The sequence below is a fragment of the Desulfobulbus oligotrophicus genome (genome assembly GCF_016446285.1).
GTDB classification, from domain to species: Bacteria; Desulfobacterota; Desulfobulbia; order Desulfobulbales; family Desulfobulbaceae; genus Desulfobulbus; species Desulfobulbus oligotrophicus.
The window spans coordinates 167,501-183,880 of sequence record NZ_CP054140.1; the positions used below are offsets into that span (position 1 = coordinate 167,501).

The following is a 16,380-nucleotide window of genomic DNA, read 5'->3' on the forward strand; positions in this document are numbered from 1 at the left end:
CATGATACGCGTTGGCCTCATACAGCCTGGCAATCTCCTTTCCAATCTGTGCACCTATGGTCGCCACAAAAAATCCAGCCACATCCCCCCCCTCTTCCGCTGACTTGAAATAGTCGGCAATACAGAGGAAAGGGGCCTGTTGTTGTCGTGGAAAGTTAAAGACATACTCCTGGTCATCGGCCTTGACCACCAGCTTGTTATCAATGGCATGGCACGTAAAATACCCGTAACTGATCTTGGGCTGCAGCCACTCTTCAGCCACTGCCCGCTCTACAATCTGCTGATAGAGCGGTCGAACCGTTCCGGCAATCAGCTCATTATGCTCTTCGACTGTCATCTTGCCGCGCCGATAGCCCCAGCGACCCCGAAAAAGCGCCTGCTCGTTGATCATTGGGATGAAGACTTCCGGCTTCAGATCTTCCACATAGCGCTGGCCTAAAAACGGCGGGTGGGGTACCGGATTGTTCCGGTTGATTTCCAGCACCCGGACGCCGGTCTTTATCGACTTTGTTGATGTGGCCTGCTCATACACTGTTGCTGTCAGCCTGCCTTCCTCAAACTCCTGAACAGCACGTAAGCCGGCAAAGGCATCGGCACAGTACACCACCGGTCCCGGGTAATCGGGCACACAGGATTCGGCCACAAACTTCGGCGTCAATGCTGCACCGCCTAACAGGATAGGCATGGTCAGTCCAGCCTCCCGATACTGCGCCATGGAATCCTGCATGACTATCGCTGATTTAACCAACAGTCCACTGAGTCCGATCAGATCAACCTTGTACTCTCCGGCTTTTTCTATAACCGTCTCCACCGGCACTTTAATGCCGATGTTGTACACCTTGTACCCGTTATTACTTAAAATAATGTCGACTAAATTTTTACCGATATCGTGGACATCCCCCTGAACCGTGGCGAGAAGAACTTTTGTCTCTGAGCCGTCATCGATCCTGTCCATAAACGGTTCGAGCAGCAGGACCGCCGCTTTCATAACCTCGGCAGACTGCAACACAAAGGGCAGCAGAATTTCACCCTTGCCAAACAGTTCGCCGACATGCCGCATCGCCGGAACCAGAATCTGATTGATGATATCAATCGGCTTAAAGCGGTACCGCAGTATGACCAACAGATCATCCAGTCCGTCCTTATCACCATCAACGACCCTGGCAAAGAGCTGTTCTTCAATGAGGCGATCACTTTTCTGCTCCTCTTCTTTGGTGTCCCCGGCCTTGTCGCTGAAATAAGAGATACAGTCCATCAGCGGATCTGAGCCGTTTTCTTCGTGCTTATTGTAGAGAAGGTTCAGACAGACTGTTCGATCCGCTTCAGAAATGCGCGCCAGAGGAATGATCTTGCCAACGTCAACAATGGCCGCATCCAATCCTGCCAGCACGGCCTCATGTAAAAAGACAGAGTTGAGTATACGTCTGGCCTGGGGTGTCAAACCAAAGGAGATGTTGCTCAGTCCCAGGACAGTCAGACAACCCGGCAGTTCTCTTTTGATCAGACGGATACCCTCCAGGGTTTGAAGAGCAGCATCACGCAGGGTTGCATCACCACTGCCAACTGTAAATGTCAGACAATCAAAAAGAATATCATGAGCACGCAAACCACACTCATGAACAGCAATGGCGTAGATTTCCTGTGCGATACGGAGCTTCTCCATGCCTGTCATGGCCATGCCCTGGGCATCAATGGTAAGAGCCACGACAGCGGCACCATACTTTTTTGCTGCATGGCAGACCCGCCGGATATTGATGCCGCCATCCTCCAGATTAACCGAGTTGACGATGGCTCTGCCGGGATAGATACGAAGACAGGCTTCAATGCACTCGGGCGTTGTTGAGTCGATCATCAACGGGGCTTTGAGACTGCCTGCACACAGGCCGACCAGGGTGAGCATGTCTTTTACCTCATCCCGACCGGCATAGGCGGTACAGAGATCAATGACATGGGCGCCTCTGTTTTCCTGTTCCACCGCAATTTTTAAACAGGCCTGATAATCATCAGCCAGCAGCAGTTCACGAAATTTTTTTGAACCGTTGGCATTGGCCCGCTCACCGATAAAAAGCGGCGGAATCTCCTGCTGCAGCTCAACCGCCTGATATAGACTCGCAACAGATGGTTTCATGCACCCACCTCCCGAACCAGGGGCTCAACCCCCTGCAGGCTCTCCACCAGTGCCCGGGTATGGGCGGTCGTGGTACCGCAGCACCCACCAACAACACTGACACCATACTCGCTGACAAAACGTTTCATCTCCTGTGCATATCGTTGCGGTGTCAGCGAATAACTGGTTTTGCCGTTCACCACCTCCGGTAACCCCTGGTTGGGTATACAGGAAATTCTTCCCGGCCAGTTGTGACTCAGCCAGCGGATGTGCGACTCCATATCCTGGGGGCCGGTGGCACAGTTCAGACCAAAAGAAAAGATAGGAAAAGGTTCCAGAGTAACTGCAGCAGCGGCAATATCTGTCCCCACCAGCATGGTTCCGGTCCGTTCAATGGTTACAGACACCATCACGGGAATCTCGGCCTGTATTTTCTCCAGTATTTCAAAACAGGTGATCATGGCAACCTTCAGTTGCAGCAGATCCTGACAGGTTTCAATAATCAGCAGATCCACACCAGCAGCAACAAGGGCATGCAGCTGTTCAGCATAGGCAGCGGCAAGGGTCTCCAACGGGATATGTCCCAGCGAGGGCAGTTTGGTACCCGGCCCGACGGAACCAGCCACATAGACGTTGCCCTGATCTCCAATGGCGGCACGGGCATTGACAACTGCAGCCCGATTAATATTTTCGACCTGATCATGCAGCCCATACTCTTCAAGCACGATCCGATTCGCCCCAAAGGTATTGGTCTCGAGAACCATGGCCCCGGCTTCAACAAAGCCGCGATGCAGTGCAACAATGCTCTCCGGGGCCGTGAGATTGAGCAGTTCGTTACACCCTTCCTTCCCTGCCCAGGCAGAAGGAGGGATATTCATTTCCTGAAGGTTGGTCCCGCAGGCACCGTCAAGAATGAGTACCTTATGATCGTCTGGTTGCATGTTCAGATGTTCCTGTTCAACAAAATGTAAAAGAAATTTGCAGTACTGTACTGATGCATTCCGTGCAGCGTACCATCAAAACGCCTACTGTATGACTCTTGACCCTGCTTTGCATCAATTTTCTCTTCTGTTGTGGCTATATCCCTGATTGCACAACCGTTGCCTTGCGGTTTAAGCTCAGGTGGTACTTGTCAAACCGGTCTTTTTCCTCTACATTAAACCGGTTGTGACCTTTCGCTTTCTTCAACCAGGATATATACATGCCACCGTCTATTATTGCTGTTATTCTTGCAGCCGGGAAAGGAACCCGCATGAAATCGGCACTGACCAAGGTGCTGCACCCGGTCTTTTTCCGGCCGATGATCCACCATGTCATGGATGCTGTGCGCGGTACCGGCATTGAGCAGTGTGCGGTTATAATCGGCCATCAGCGGGCAGAAGTTGCTCAGGCCCTGACAGCCTATCAGCCAACTCTTGTCGTCCAAGAAGAACAGCTGGGCACAGGGCATGCCGTCCTCTGCGCAGAAGAAGCCTGTATAGACCACGATGCAGTCCTCATTCTTTGTGGCGACACCCCTCTTCTTGGTGCGGCAACTCTGCAAAAGATGATCAGTGCCCATCACAGCCTGCAGGCTGATCTCACCCTCATGACCACCCGGGTTGACAATCCTTTTGGATACGGCAGAATCCTTAAGGACGAACGAGGCAACGTACAGGCCATTGTTGAAGAGAAAGATGCCACCAGCGAACAACGTCAGATACAGGAAATCAATGCCGGTGTGTATCTGGTACAACGGGATTTTCTCTTTTCGGCTCTCCGGCAGGTCGGTACAGATAACGCCCAGAAAGAAGTGTACCTGACTGATATTGTGGCCCAGGCACAGCAGCAAAAACGGCGGATCCATACCTTTACCCATGAGCAGGCCATTGATGTGCTTGGCGTCAACTCCCGCATTGAACTTGCCCAGGCTCAGGCCATTTTGCAGCAACGCCGCAACCAGGCGTTAATGCTTGCCGGCGTTACCCTGGAGTCCCCGGAAACCATCGCCGTGTCAGCTGACTGCACCATCGGCCCGGACTCTCACCTGCAGGGGAATGTCCGTCTCTATGACGGCACGGTTCTCGGCAGTGGTTGTCTGATCGAAAGCGGCTGCGTTTTAAAACGTTGCCACCTTGGCAGTCGGGTCATCGTTGGTGCCAACTCAGTGCTGGATAACTGCCGGTTGGATGATAACAGTTGCGTCGAGCCACTGACCCTTTATAACGTATAACAACAGATAACGTGTCATTTTCCACCTGCCCCGGCAGGCAGGTGACGGTTGACCTTTTATGGAGCGCATCCCCTCATGACAGATTTGAAAAAAATGTACTCCACCCTGCGTGGAGACTCCTTTCCTCTGGAGATGACCATCAGCTTTGGTGATCAGACCCTGGTATATCGAAAAAAAACCTGGAAAATCCCTCAGGAAGACGGCACCTTTGATGAGCGCGGTCTGCGCTACGGTGAAAATCCGGATCAGGAAGCCGCACTCTACGAACTTGTCAACGGCAACCTGTTGCTGGGCAACTGTACCTATATTGAACCGGGAAATGGCCTGGTCAGTGCCATCAGTGTGGAAGATATGCTCCAGGTGGGGAAACATCCGGGTAAAATCAACCTCACTGATGTTGATAACGGCCTGAACATCATCAAATACCTGGTCGACAGACCGGCTGCCGTTATTTTAAAACATACCAACCCCTGCGGTGCAGCCATCGGCTCAAGCCTGGCCGATGCCTACAACCGGGCAAACCGCTGTGACCGGATTGCCGCCTTTGGCGGCGCTGTGGTCACCAGCCGGCCGCTGGATAAAGAGACGGCTGAACTGATGGCCCAAAATTATCTTGAGGTGGTCTGTGCCCCGGATTTTGAAGACGGAGTTCTCGACATCCTGGCTCGCCGGAAGAACCTGCGGGTCATTCGCATGCCCGGAATCAACCACCTGGCTGCATTCGAACAGTACCGTTTTGTGGATTTCAAATCCCTGATCGACGGCGGCATCATCGTCCAGCAGTCAGCGATCAACTCCATCCGGACTCCGCAGGATCTCAAACCAGCGATCACAACCTACAAAGGTGTGCAGTACAGCTGCGAACGGCAGCCCACCCAACGTGAAGTTGAAGACATGCTCTTCGGCTGGGCTGTTGAACACGGTATTACGTCCAACTCCGTGATCTACGTGAAAGACGGGTGCACCACTGCCATCGGTGCGGGTGAACAGGACCGGGTCGGAGTAGCGGAGATCGCCATTCATAAGGCATACGTTAAGTACGCGGATATCCTGTGTTTTGACACCCATGGTATACCCTATGCGGATCTGGTGCTCGCCATACATCAGGGAAAACGGGACAAGGCCGATAAAGAGGCGATTGATGCCAAGGTAAAAAACGACCGGGCGGGTCTGCCGGGCTCGGTAATGATCTCAGATGCCTTTTTCCCCTTTCGCGATGCCGCTGATGTCGGGATCCGTGAAGGCGTTACTGCAATCCTGCAGGCCGGTGGTTCCATCCGTGATTTCGAGTCGATTCAGGCCTGCAACGAAGCCAAGCCACAAGTGGCCATGATGTATACCGGCCAGCGTTCCTTTAAACATTAACTCCCCAGACAAACAGATCGGTTCACCTGACACAATGCCGGTCGATTATATGCGCACATCCACCATTTTTGTTTTGGCCGCTGATTTCCGTGGCCAGGTAAGCTTGCAACCGCACAGACAGTAAGGAAAGGGGTATGATAACACAACTCATACAGATGCTGGTGGATGTCATCGGTGCGCTGGGGTATCCCGGCATTTTTCTGCTCATGGCCATGGAAAGCTCGATTATTCCCGTACCCAGCGAGCTGGTCATGCCGCCGGCCGGCTACCTCGCTCAGCAGGGAGCGATGAACCCGTGGCTGGCCATCGCTGCCGGCACAACAGGCAGCCTCCTCGGTGCCTATGCCAACTATTTTGCCTCCCTGTACCTGGGGCGTCCCCTGATCCTGAAGTACGGCAAGTATGTCCTTATTCCGTCCGATAAATTTTGCAAGGTGGAAGAGTTTTTCCTCCGCCACGGAGAGATCTCCACTTTCATAGGCAGGCTGCTGCCGGTGATCCGCCATCTCATCTCCATCCCGGCAGGGCTCTCCCGCATGAATCATCTGCGCTTTTCAGCCTACACCCTGCTGGGCGCCTTTATCTGGTGCTCGATACTGACCTGGATAGGCTATATTATCGGCCATAACCAGGAGCAGATCATGGCCTATTCGAAACAGGCCGTCCTTTGGGTAGCAGTTGGTTGCGGACTGCTCCTGGCCGGCTACATCTGGTTTCTCCGGAGGAGATCAAAAAATCGCACCCCATCCGAAACCACTGCTGTTTCAGGAGAATAGCCACTCACGACACCTCCGCTGCCGTGACATTTTACGGCCTGTTATCCTTGCAACAACTGAGGTAAGCACATGAAACGAATTGTTCTCTTTCTCTGCACCAACCTGGCCGTCCTCCTCATTTTAGGTCTTGTCGCCAACCTGCTCGGTGTTGATCAGTATCTCACCGCACAGGGGCTGGATCTTGGCACACTGCTGACCTTCGCCGCTATCCTTGGTTTTGGTGGCTCGTTTATCTCGCTGTTCATGTCCAAAACCATTGCCAAAATGTCAACCGGTGCCAGGGTCATAGGGCAACCACAGACTGCGGCTGAACACTGGCTGGTCACTACGGTGGCCAAACTCGCCGGCAAGGCGAACCTGACGATGCCGGAAGTCGCTATCTACGAGGGACCTCCCAATGCCTTTGCCACCGGAGCCAGTCGATCCAACTCACTGGTGGCGGTCTCGACCGGGCTTTTGCAGAGTATGAACGAGCAGGAGGTTGAAGCGGTTCTTGCCCATGAGATAGCCCACATTGCCAATGGGGATATGGTCACCCTGACGTTGATTCAAGGAACGGTCAACACCTTTGTTTTCTTCCTAGCGCGCGTGGTCGGCTATCTTGTGGACAGCATGATCAGCAGGAATAGCAATCAGGACCGGGGTAGTTATGGGATCGGTTATATGGTGACCGTGTCGATCTGCCAGATACTGTTTGGGGTTCTGGCCAGCCTGGTTGTCATGTACTTCTCACGACAGCGTGAATTCCGTGCCGATGCCGGTGCAGCTTATTTTCTTGGCAGCCCTCAACCAATGATTGCCGCTTTACAACGGCTGGGAGGTCTGGACACCGGAGCTCTGCCACAGAACATGGCCTCATCGGGTATTGCCGGTAAACACAGTTTGTCCTCTCTTTTTGCGACCCACCCTTCCATTGAGGACCGTATCAGGGCACTGCAGTCGTAACCGCCCTGTCCTGCCTGCCGATACCGTAAAGACAAAACAGCACCTGATGATCACGGGTACGCATCAGATGCTGTTATTTTTGGGAATTGAAAGCGGCAGACCGACAACGTCACCACAGAAAAAAAATCGCCCAGCATACATGCGTCCGCATCCCTGATGAACGGTCTTACTGCCGGCTGACGGCACACACTGCCCATCATCGCTGTCTCCACCGCTGCAAGCACTGCATAGTGCAGGACAACTGTTTCTTCACCCCGGGTTTTACGTCAATGCACCCCGACAAACGGACGCATCTCAACATCGCATTGCCCACCCACCCGTACATTTGCAGGCACCGCATCATGCACACACTGCTCACCCCTGTCTGTTGTCCGACACTGCACGGCAAATGCCTGGCCGGAGTTAACCCAGGACGGTGTTTTTCGATAGCGGCCGATCGTCTGAAATGAACAGCCTGGCGGAATACCATAGGCAGTACATCTCCCCTGCCCCGCCGCCAAAGAGACCCGGCGACCGTCAACAACAAACCCCGGGTAATTATCAACGATCGTGATGACATCTCTGGAAGGTTCTTCCTGAACCACAAAACTGCGAAACAGATAGCCACCCGGCACCTTACGGTCAACATGGATCCGGGTGTTGGCAATCAGGACAAAATTATTGCCGTTTCTAGCCACTGCTCCGGACATGTACTCGACCCGGTCGTAGGTGGGAAAGCACTTGCCCATGGCCGGAGCATGGTAATAATGCTTGAGAGCCTTCAGATTCGCCAGAGAGCTGTTGGGGAAAAGAGCTGTCAGATCCTCATCACCACCGTAGAGGATCCGTTCAATATCTTTGATATTCTGTGCGTACATACGTTGCAGTTTCTGGTAGTTCTGTACGCCCGGTCGGGTGGATGCAGCAAGATCATCACGAAGGAAACAGGAGGTCAACCCGGAGATCTGCATTAAAAACTCATCCCAGATATTGTACTGTGAAACTGCTGTGACAACCCCCTGAAAGTCTCCGGGTGCCCTGCACCCCTGCCGTTGAAGACAACTTTCAATCGCACGGTTACGGATGGAAAGGGCGATGATATTGCGTTCACAGGAGCCGTACGCACTGCACCCCCGCCCCAGATGGCCTTCAAACAGGGCCGTGCGCATAACATAGTCCAGGTGCATGGCCCGCCGCAATGTGTCGGCTGACCACCGGTTCTGCTGTTCCAGCATAAAACGATTCCACGCCTTCTGCAGTGCCTGACGACGTTCAAGCAGATTCTGATTGACCTGACTGCAGGCAGCTGAATTATGGAAAGTCCGGATGATCTGATCCAGTTCGCTGACACCCCTGCTGCCTGTGGAGCGCCCAGCCCCCGCGGTTTGCGGTAGGGGCGGCGGCTCGAAAAGTGGTGTTTTAGTCATGGCATAGAGATGACGGATATCCAGTACATGACGGACATTGGCAGGGCAATGATGGTTGGTCACCATCCGGTTTTCCCTGGCCTTAAGGGCGTTCTGATACTGCTCTGCTGAGGCCGGAGTGGCGCGCCTGGAATCCACAACAACCTGAAACCCCACATACGGAACCCCCTGACCATCGGTGAGCGGTTCGCCGTCGGTTATCATCAGACAGGGAATCACAGACGTTCCCTGCGACAAGGTGCCCGCTGGTACTGACGGCCCCCTTTGCCGGAAGGTCTCAGCTTCGTAGTAGGGAATATTCAGCTCACCGTTAAAGCGATACAGCGTCATCACCGGCGTTGCCGGTATATCCGCCCACGCTGCGGCAGCCATAAAGAGTGTGCACACCGTCACCAACACCTTCATCTGTCTCTCCTTGTTGCACGAACCATAACGATTATCCGGCATCGTCTGCGTATCAATGGACCTGAAAGTACCTGAAAAGTATTAAAAAAACAACAGAGGACAACACACCCCACAGGTTCAAAAGGTGTATTGAGCAAGGCCACAGTACATGCAGCAACCCATCAGCAACAAGAGCCTGTCGTCTCCTGTGCCGTCATCTTCACCATCTTTGAAAAACTCCTCAAGATATACGGTTATCCAGGCAGATACCAGCGTCTGTTTGTCCATGAACAGAGTTGCCGGTCCATGCTGTCCGGCACCCTGCATCCCCGTTTCACGGACTGGTACATTCGTCACTCTTCCGTGTATTACGGCTTTACAAAAAAGGGATTATCTGGAATAACGTTATTTTATTGATTAAACAACGACTGGTGTCATAACGCTCAATCGGTACTTGCACGTACAGGCACCAATCAGTGTTGTACACCTCTACAGGCAGTTGCCTGTGACAAGGCATCTCAACGCCCCTCCTGTTTCGGTGCCCTGCGAAACCAACCTTTTGCAAAGGAAATACTCCATGAACCGACCCCGATCCCTGATTGCAACGCTTTTTCTCACCTTGTTGTGCACGGCATCCATCCTTCATGCTGCTGAGGAAATCAGGATTTCAGTCCCTGCCAGCATGACGGATGCTGTAAAGGAACTTGCCGCCCAATTCACCGCCTCCGGCCACTCTGCTCAGATTATCCCCAACTTCGGGCCTTCCGGCACTCTGGCCAAACAGATCGTCGAGGGTGCACCCGCCGACCTGTTTATCTCGGCCAACCAGAAATGGATGACCTACCTCCGTGAAAAAAAGGAAATCGATACCAGCAGTGAGCAGATCCTCGCTGCCAACACCCTGGTCTTTGCCGGTACAAAAAATCCGGCCGTCACCAAGTTGACCGATATCACCAAGCTCAGACAGATCGCCATCGGCAGCCCCAAGAGTGTACCTGCCGGTGAATACGCAGTCCAGGCCATGGAAAAAGCCGGTATCTACACCCAGCTGGAGCAGGAGAAAAAACTGGTCATGGCTAAAGATGTACGCCAATCACTGACCTACGCCGATCGGGGCGAGACAGACGGTGCCTTTGTCTACAAAACCGATGCCTTGATGGCTGAGCATGCCGTTATTCTCTTTGAGGTTCCGCAGGATCTGTATGATACAGTCACCTATCCCATCGCACTGACCCTGGCAGGCAGTAAGAATGCGGATGCCAAGGCCTTTTACGCATATCTCACCGGTCCGGAAGCCCTCAAGGTCTTTCTCAAGTATGGCTTCAGTGCTCCGTAACAACCGGAAAACAGTGGTAGCGTCATGCCGTTTTTGCAACCTTCGGATCTGGATGCGATCCGACTGTCCTTTCAGGTGGCCTGTGCAGCAACTTTCGTCTCAACGCCCCTGGGCATTGGTGTTGCCTATCTCCTTGTCTATACTCGGATACCAGGAAAATCCCTGATCGAAGGACTGACCAATCTGCCCCTGGTCCTGCCGCCGGTGGTCATCGGCTATCTGCTGCTGCTACTGCTTGGCCGTCGCGGCTGGATCGGGTCCTGGCTTATGGAGTATAATCTTCAGGTGATTTTCACCATCACCGGTGCCGTTATTGCCTCAGCAGTGGTCGGTTTTCCTCTGCTCGTCCGTTCAATCCGGCTCGGCATGGAAACCATTGACCCCGCCTACCAGATGGCGGCCCGCACCCTGGGAGCCGGCCCCTGGGACACCTTTTTTACCGTTACCCTACCGCTCTCCGGCAAGGCTGTCTTTGTCGGCATGACCTTGATGTTTGCCCGCAGCCTGGGCGAATTCGGTGCCACCATCATCCTGGCCGGCAACATTCCCGGCATTACCCAGACCATCCCTCTGGCTATTTATGAGTACACCAGTACACCTGGCGGCGACCGCATGGCACTGTCGTTATGTCTCGTGTCAATCTTTCTGTCGTACGTCGTCCTGCTGATCAGCGGAGCGGCCTCCCGATCGCTGGACAGAAGATGATGCAGCTGGCGGTCTCTGTCCACAAACAGCTGGGTGCCTTCAACCTGACCGCTGATTTCACGGTTACCGGGCAACGCATTGGTTTATTCGGCCCATCGGGCAGCGGTAAATCCACGCTCATGTACCTGTTGGCCGGCCTGCTCAAGCCGGATCGCGGCACCCTCCGTTTAGACCAGACCATCGTCTTTGACAGTACAAACCGGATCAATCTGGCGCCTGAGGCGCGAAGAATCGGGGTTGTCTTTCAACACAATCATCTGTTTCCCCACATGAGTGTGCGCAGCAACCTGCTCTACGGATGGAAGCGCACCCCTGAGCACGAACGACATATCGATCCGGAAGCGATCATTGAAGTGCTCCAGCTCGGCAAGCTCCTTGATCGCGGTGTAAACCTCCTCTCCGGCGGTGAACGGCAGCGGGTCGCCCTGGCGCGAACTGTTTTGACCTGTCCTCGGCTGATCCTGATGGATGAACCGCTCACCGGTTTGGATGAGGAGTTGAAGTTTCAGGTTATCTTCTACCTCAACTCCGTCTTTTCCCAATTCAAAATGCCTCTTCTGTTTATCAGTCATTCCCTTCTGGAGATGCGGTTGATGACGGAACAGATTCTGATCGTCGAGCAGGGAACAATCAAACAACAGATGGCCACCGAAGAGCTGGCTCAGTCGATCTGGAGCACGCCGGGACAGAACTACGTAAACCTTCTGCATCTTGGCCGACCACAGCCACTCGGTGATCTCTGGAGCTATCAGTGGGGGGATATCCGGCTGATACTGACCGAATATGGACCAAACAACGAAAACATCTTTGAACTGGATGCCCGCGAGATCGTGCTCTTCAAACACCATCCTGAAGCCACCAGTGCCCGCAATGTGCTGCCCTGCAGGGTGCGCAAACTTTTTACCGCGGGCAACCGGGTTCGCGTAGAACTGCAGTGCGGTGTAAACACGTTAATCGTGCAGATTGTGCCTGAGTCAAAGCGGGAACTGGAACTTGCACCCAACAAAGAGGTCGTGGCAGTAATCAAAGCCTCTGCCTTCAAAAAGGTGCTGTAGGGAAAATCAACTGCAGAAACAGCGGGAAAAGAGGCCATGCAGCAGAGAGGGGGCAAAGAGCACCCATATAAAGAATGAAAAGAGCAACAACGCCGGAGCAGAACAGTACACTGACCGGACAGTATCCTGTCACAGGTGTTCCTGTTCAACCCAGGTTTGAAATCGTGCCACCAGGGCAAAAAAATCGTGAATAGCCTGTTTACCGGCATCGGTCAGCCAGGCACCGCCCCCTCGTCGGCCACCGGCCTGCTTTTCAACCAACGGTTTCGGGGCAAGGGTATTCATGTCTTCAACCAGCCGCCAGGCATGACTGAAACTCATCTGCATGGACTTGGCAGCACCGGAAACCGAACCATACTCGTCAATCCGTTCAAGGAGAACAATTCGTCCCCAGGACAGATAGGTATGTCCTTCGATCTCTATCCACAAACGACCCTTTACCTGCAACCCCTTCCTGACCTGACTGGAAGCCAGGGCATTCTGCTCATTTTTTTGTCGGACCTTGGGCATGATCCCTCCGTGGTAATGATGTCCACCGCTCTCTGCGGCGTGGATAAACACAAGATGGATCAGGAGACAATACTGAAAATCGTCCGGATAAGCAATTGCTGTATCAGCAGAAGCGGAGAACAGGCTGCTAACGGTCTCAGCCGGCAGTCCGCCTCCACTACTGCATCAAGATGATTATTCTGAAGTCAGGTCGGCAATTTCGCGGGCAATGGCCAACTCTTCGTTGGTGGGAATGACAAATATCCGGACAGTGCTCTCGGCACGGCTGATGCACCGGGCCTGTCCTGCATGTTCGTTATTTTTTTCCGGGTCGAGCCGCACCCCAAACACATCCAGCCCCTTAAGGGATTCCGCCCGGGTAACCGGATCATTTTCCCCGATACCTGCTGTGAAGACAATAGCGTCAACCCGGCCAAGCACCGCCATATAGGCACCGATATATTTGCGATTGCGGTATGTCTGCACCTCCAGTGCCAACGCTGCCCGTTCATCACCCGCTGCCGCCGCGCTGTGAATGTCGCGCATGTCGTTCATGCCGCACAGCCCCTTGAGACCGGATTCCTTATTGAGCAAGGTGTCAATCTCCTCCAGCTCCAGCCCTATATTCTGCTTAAGAAACAGGTGCAGGGCCGGATCAACATCACCGGAACGCGTTCCCATCACCAGGCCTTCCAAAGGCGTCATACCCAGTGAGGTGTCGATACTGCGGCCATTTTCTATGGCCGTCATGGAACAGCCGTTGCCAAGATGTACGGTGATCAGATTACAGGCGTCCAGTGGTTTTTCGAGAAGCCGGGCACATTCTCCGGCAACAAACCGATGTGACGTGCCGTGAAATCCATAGCGCCGTACCCGATACTGTTCGTACAGTCTGTAGGGAACAGCATACAGATAGGCACGACGAGGCATGGTCTGATGAAAGGCGGTGTCGAACACCGCCACCTGAGGAACGGCGGGAAACATCTCCCTGGCAACCCGGATACCGTCCAGGTTGGCCGGATTATGGAGCGGTGCCAGGGGAATATTCTGTTCCAGAACGCTGATCACCTCCGGTGTAATCAACGTTGAACGACGGAAATCTTCCCCGCCATGGACCACCCGATGACCGACGGCGCTGATCTCGGCGGTATCGGCAATGACCCCTTTCTCTTGATCAGTCAAAACAGCGATCACCAGCATCATCCCCTGGGAGTGATCAGCAATCGGCTGTTCAATGACGGTGGTCAGTTCCCTGTCGCTGCCGGGGAAGGCGATATTCTTCAAACGACCGCTGCCCTCGCCTATCCGCTCCACAAGACCGGTGGCGAGCACTGTTTCGGTGGGTATCTCAATGACCTGATATTTGATCGAAGAACTGCCTGAGTTGATGATTAAGTATTTCATAATGTTCAGAGAATGGATTGTTTGCCCACCTGGGCCTGAATAGCGGTCAACGCAACGGTATGCACGATATCCTGTACTGTACAACCACGGGAGAGATCATTGACCGGCTTGTTGAGTCCCTGCAGAACAGGCCCCATGGCAACGGCATTGGCGGCTCGCTGCACCGCCTTATAGGTATTGTTGCCGGTATTCAGATCGGGAAAGATGAACACTGTCGCCTGTCCGGCCACCTGTGAGTCCGGTAACTTCAAAGCAGCCACTTCCGGATCAAAGGCGGCATCGTACTGCAGTGGTCCTTCCAATGGAAAATCAAGACCGCGTTCAGCCATCATCTGCCTGGCAATGGCCGTGGCTTCGACCACCTTGTCCACATCCTGGCCGGAGCCGGAAAGCCCGGTTGAATAACTCAGCAGGGCCACCCGGGGTTCAATACCGTAAATATGGGCAGTTTCCGCCGAGCTGAGTGCAATCTCAGCCAGTTGTCGGGCATCGGGATTCGGAACAACAGCACAGTCGCCGAAGGCCAGCACCTTTGTCTGTAAGCACATAATAAAGATGGAAGAGACAACCGATACGCCGGGCTTGGTCCTGATGAACTCAAAGGCCGGCCGGATGGTCTGGGCTGTGGTCGTGATCGAACCGGCAACCATACCGTCAGCCAGCCCCTTATGCACCATCATGGTGCCGAAATAGGTCGGGTCCGACATACGGTCACGGGCCACATCCATCACGATGCCCCGGTGCTTGCGAATATCAAAATAGCTCTGCACAAACTCATCGTAATGTGCAGACTTGACCGGGTCGATGATCCTGGCCCCATCAATATTGAGACTGAGAATGGATGCCTTGGTTCGGATCTCATCTTCCGACCCCAACAGGGTGATATCAGCAATACCGCGGGTTAAGATCATATCCGCGGCCGTCAGGATGCGCTCTCCCAGCCCCTCAGGTAAGACGATATGCTGTCGGTTCTGCGCGGCTTTTTCCACTAAAGAGTACTCAAACATCCGCGGCGTAATCTTGACTGACCGTTTCGCAACCACTCGCTTGGTCAGGTCGGGCGTATTCACATATTTGGCAAACCACCCGAGCGCCATGCTGATGCGCTTGGTATCGGTGGGTTCAATACGGCCGTAGAGTTCGTTGACACTCTGAACAGTATCGTAGGTGTGTGACTCGACAAAAAGAACCGGCACCGGTATGCCTGCCCACCCCTGGATCAGCCGTTGCACACTCGGACTGAGGCCAATACCGCCGGTGATTAGAATCCCGGAGATATTCGGATATGCCGAGGAGATACGACTGGCAAGGCTGGCGATGATGATGTCGGAACGATCACCCGGGGTAATGATCAGGCTGCCCTCCTTCAAATAGGAGAGGAAGTTGCTGATCTGCATCGCGGCAACCAGATAATTATCCACCAGATTGAGCATACTGGGTTTACCGTAAAGCACCTCCGCCCCCAGCCAGCGCTTGACATCGTCAATGGTCGGTGAGCCAAGGGCCCTGTTTTCCGGTATGACATACAGTGGGTAAGGTCGTCCGAACTGCTCCCGGCATTTGGCGTTGACAGCCGTATCCCTGAGAAAGGAGTCAGGAGCACGGTTGATGATGCAACCGGCGATATCAACCCCCTTTTCCTCCAGGGTATCGATGGTTATCGCCGTATGCGTACAGATTTCCTCGGTCGTCTTATCGCGGCCCGAAGCAATCAGCAACATCGGCGCGCCGATGGTCAGGGCGATGTTGGCGTTGAGATCAAGCTCAAATCCAGGCTCCTTGCCGTGAAAATCGGTCCCCTCACAGAGAACAAAATCATACTTGGAGGCAAGCTGATTGTATTTTTTAAGGATGTTCTCATAGAGGATCTCTTCCTGACCGGAAGAGATCAGCTGTCGCGCCTGACTCAACGTGTAGGCATGGGTGTCATTGTACTCGATATCAAGCTTGAAATACTTCAACATCAGGTTGAGGTCATGATCAGTGCGTCCAAATACGTGGTCATGGATAATGGGGCGGAAAAAAGCAGCGCGGCCGATCTCTTTCAGGATCATCTGCATGACCCCCAGAATGATGGCCGACTTACCGCTTCGTTCCTCCACAGCGGTCAGATACAGGTTATTTGCCATGGGACGATTACCTCACCTTCCCGTTCAGCACGGGTTGAAAGTACAGGGAGCATCAAAACAGCCGTGA

14 protein-coding genes (1 of these 14 running past the window's edge) are annotated in these 16,380 nt (G+C 53.7%); 7 read left to right on the forward strand and 7 right to left on the reverse strand.

The window, feature by feature from the left end:
* Together HP555_RS00735 and HP555_RS00740 are read right to left on the reverse strand one after the other, a co-directional pair.
* Positions 1-2,128, reverse strand: partial view of a methionine synthase gene (locus tag HP555_RS00735; RefSeq protein WP_199263318.1) — the 5' portion only. It extends 323 nt beyond the left edge of the window; only the first 2,128 of its 2,451 coding nucleotides appear in the window; its start codon is at positions 2,126-2,128; the stop codon falls past the left edge of the window.
* Positions 2,125-3,048, reverse strand: coding sequence for a homocysteine S-methyltransferase family protein (locus HP555_RS00740; protein WP_199263319.1), 924 nt, complete (start codon positions 3,046-3,048; stop codon positions 2,125-2,127). Before HP555_RS00740 ends, HP555_RS00735 begins: the two co-directional genes overlap by 4 nt.
* A 260-nt stretch (positions 3,049-3,308) precedes the next feature.
* Between HP555_RS00740 and HP555_RS00745 the strand changes: the two genes are divergently transcribed.
* The 4 genes from HP555_RS00745 (at position 3,309) to htpX (ending at position 7,405) form a co-directional block, all read left to right on the forward strand.
* Complete coding sequence (locus tag HP555_RS00745; protein WP_199263320.1) at positions 3,309-4,319, forward strand: bifunctional UDP-N-acetylglucosamine diphosphorylase/glucosamine-1-phosphate N-acetyltransferase GlmU; 1,011 nt, start codon at positions 3,309-3,311, stop codon at positions 4,317-4,319.
* A gap of 75 nt (positions 4,320-4,394) precedes the next feature.
* The gene (locus HP555_RS00750; protein ID WP_199263321.1) at positions 4,395-5,684 is read left to right on the forward strand and encodes an IMP cyclohydrolase; all 1,290 of its coding nucleotides are present in this window, start codon (positions 4,395-4,397) and stop codon (positions 5,682-5,684) included.
* A gap of 134 nt (positions 5,685-5,818) precedes the next feature.
* Positions 5,819-6,460 carry a DedA family protein gene (locus HP555_RS00755; RefSeq protein WP_199263322.1) on the forward strand — a complete coding sequence of 214 codons (642 nt, stop codon included), beginning with the start codon at positions 5,819-5,821 and terminating at the stop codon, positions 6,458-6,460.
* Between the two features lie 69 nt (positions 6,461-6,529).
* On the forward strand, positions 6,530-7,405 hold the full coding sequence (gene htpX / locus HP555_RS00760; RefSeq protein WP_199263323.1) for a protease HtpX: 876 nt from the start codon (positions 6,530-6,532) through the stop codon (positions 7,403-7,405).
* Between the two features lie 266 nt (positions 7,406-7,671).
* Here htpX and HP555_RS14425 read toward each other — a convergent pair whose 3' ends face one another.
* A complete protein-coding gene (locus HP555_RS14425) occupies positions 7,672-9,216 on the reverse strand; it encodes a hypothetical protein (protein WP_233249215.1) in 1,545 nt (514 codons plus the stop codon).
* Between the two features lie 117 nt (positions 9,217-9,333).
* The gene (locus tag HP555_RS00770; protein ID WP_199263324.1) at positions 9,334-9,552 is read right to left on the reverse strand and encodes a hypothetical protein; all 219 of its coding nucleotides are present in this window, start codon (positions 9,550-9,552) and stop codon (positions 9,334-9,336) included.
* A gap of 220 nt (positions 9,553-9,772) precedes the next feature.
* On the opposite strand from HP555_RS00770, the gene modA reads away from it, so the two are divergent.
* From modA to modC, 3 genes are read left to right on the forward strand one after another with little or no spacing between them, the layout of a single operon-like run.
* Entirely contained in the window at positions 9,773-10,531 is a 759-nt protein-coding gene (gene modA / locus HP555_RS00775; protein WP_199263325.1) for a molybdate ABC transporter substrate-binding protein, read from the forward strand.
* Between the two features lie 24 nt (positions 10,532-10,555).
* Positions 10,556-11,236, forward strand: a complete 681-nt coding sequence (modB, locus tag HP555_RS00780; RefSeq protein ID WP_199263326.1) for a molybdate ABC transporter permease subunit — start codon at positions 10,556-10,558, stop codon at positions 11,234-11,236.
* Positions 11,233-12,291, forward strand: a complete 1,059-nt coding sequence (gene modC / locus HP555_RS00785; RefSeq protein WP_233249216.1) for a molybdenum ABC transporter ATP-binding protein — start codon at positions 11,233-11,235, stop codon at positions 12,289-12,291. The genes modB and modC overlap by 4 nt, the downstream gene beginning before the upstream one ends.
* 129 nt (positions 12,292-12,420) lie before the next feature.
* Here the strand turns inward: modC and HP555_RS00790 are convergent, their stop codons facing one another.
* The 3 genes from HP555_RS00790 to pta form a co-directional block, all read right to left on the reverse strand.
* Positions 12,421-12,801: a winged helix-turn-helix domain-containing protein gene (locus tag HP555_RS00790; protein WP_233249217.1), complete on the reverse strand. Its 381-nt coding sequence runs from the start codon at positions 12,799-12,801 to the stop codon at positions 12,421-12,423.
* 174 nt (positions 12,802-12,975) lie between these two features.
* Positions 12,976-14,184, reverse strand: coding sequence for an acetate kinase (locus HP555_RS00795; RefSeq protein WP_269846851.1), 1,209 nt, complete (start codon positions 14,182-14,184; stop codon positions 12,976-12,978).
* A gap of 5 nt (positions 14,185-14,189) precedes the next feature.
* A complete protein-coding gene (gene pta, locus HP555_RS00800) occupies positions 14,190-16,313 on the reverse strand; it encodes a phosphate acetyltransferase (RefSeq protein WP_199263327.1) in 2,124 nt (707 codons plus the stop codon).
* Between the last annotated feature and the right edge of the window lie 67 nt (positions 16,314-16,380).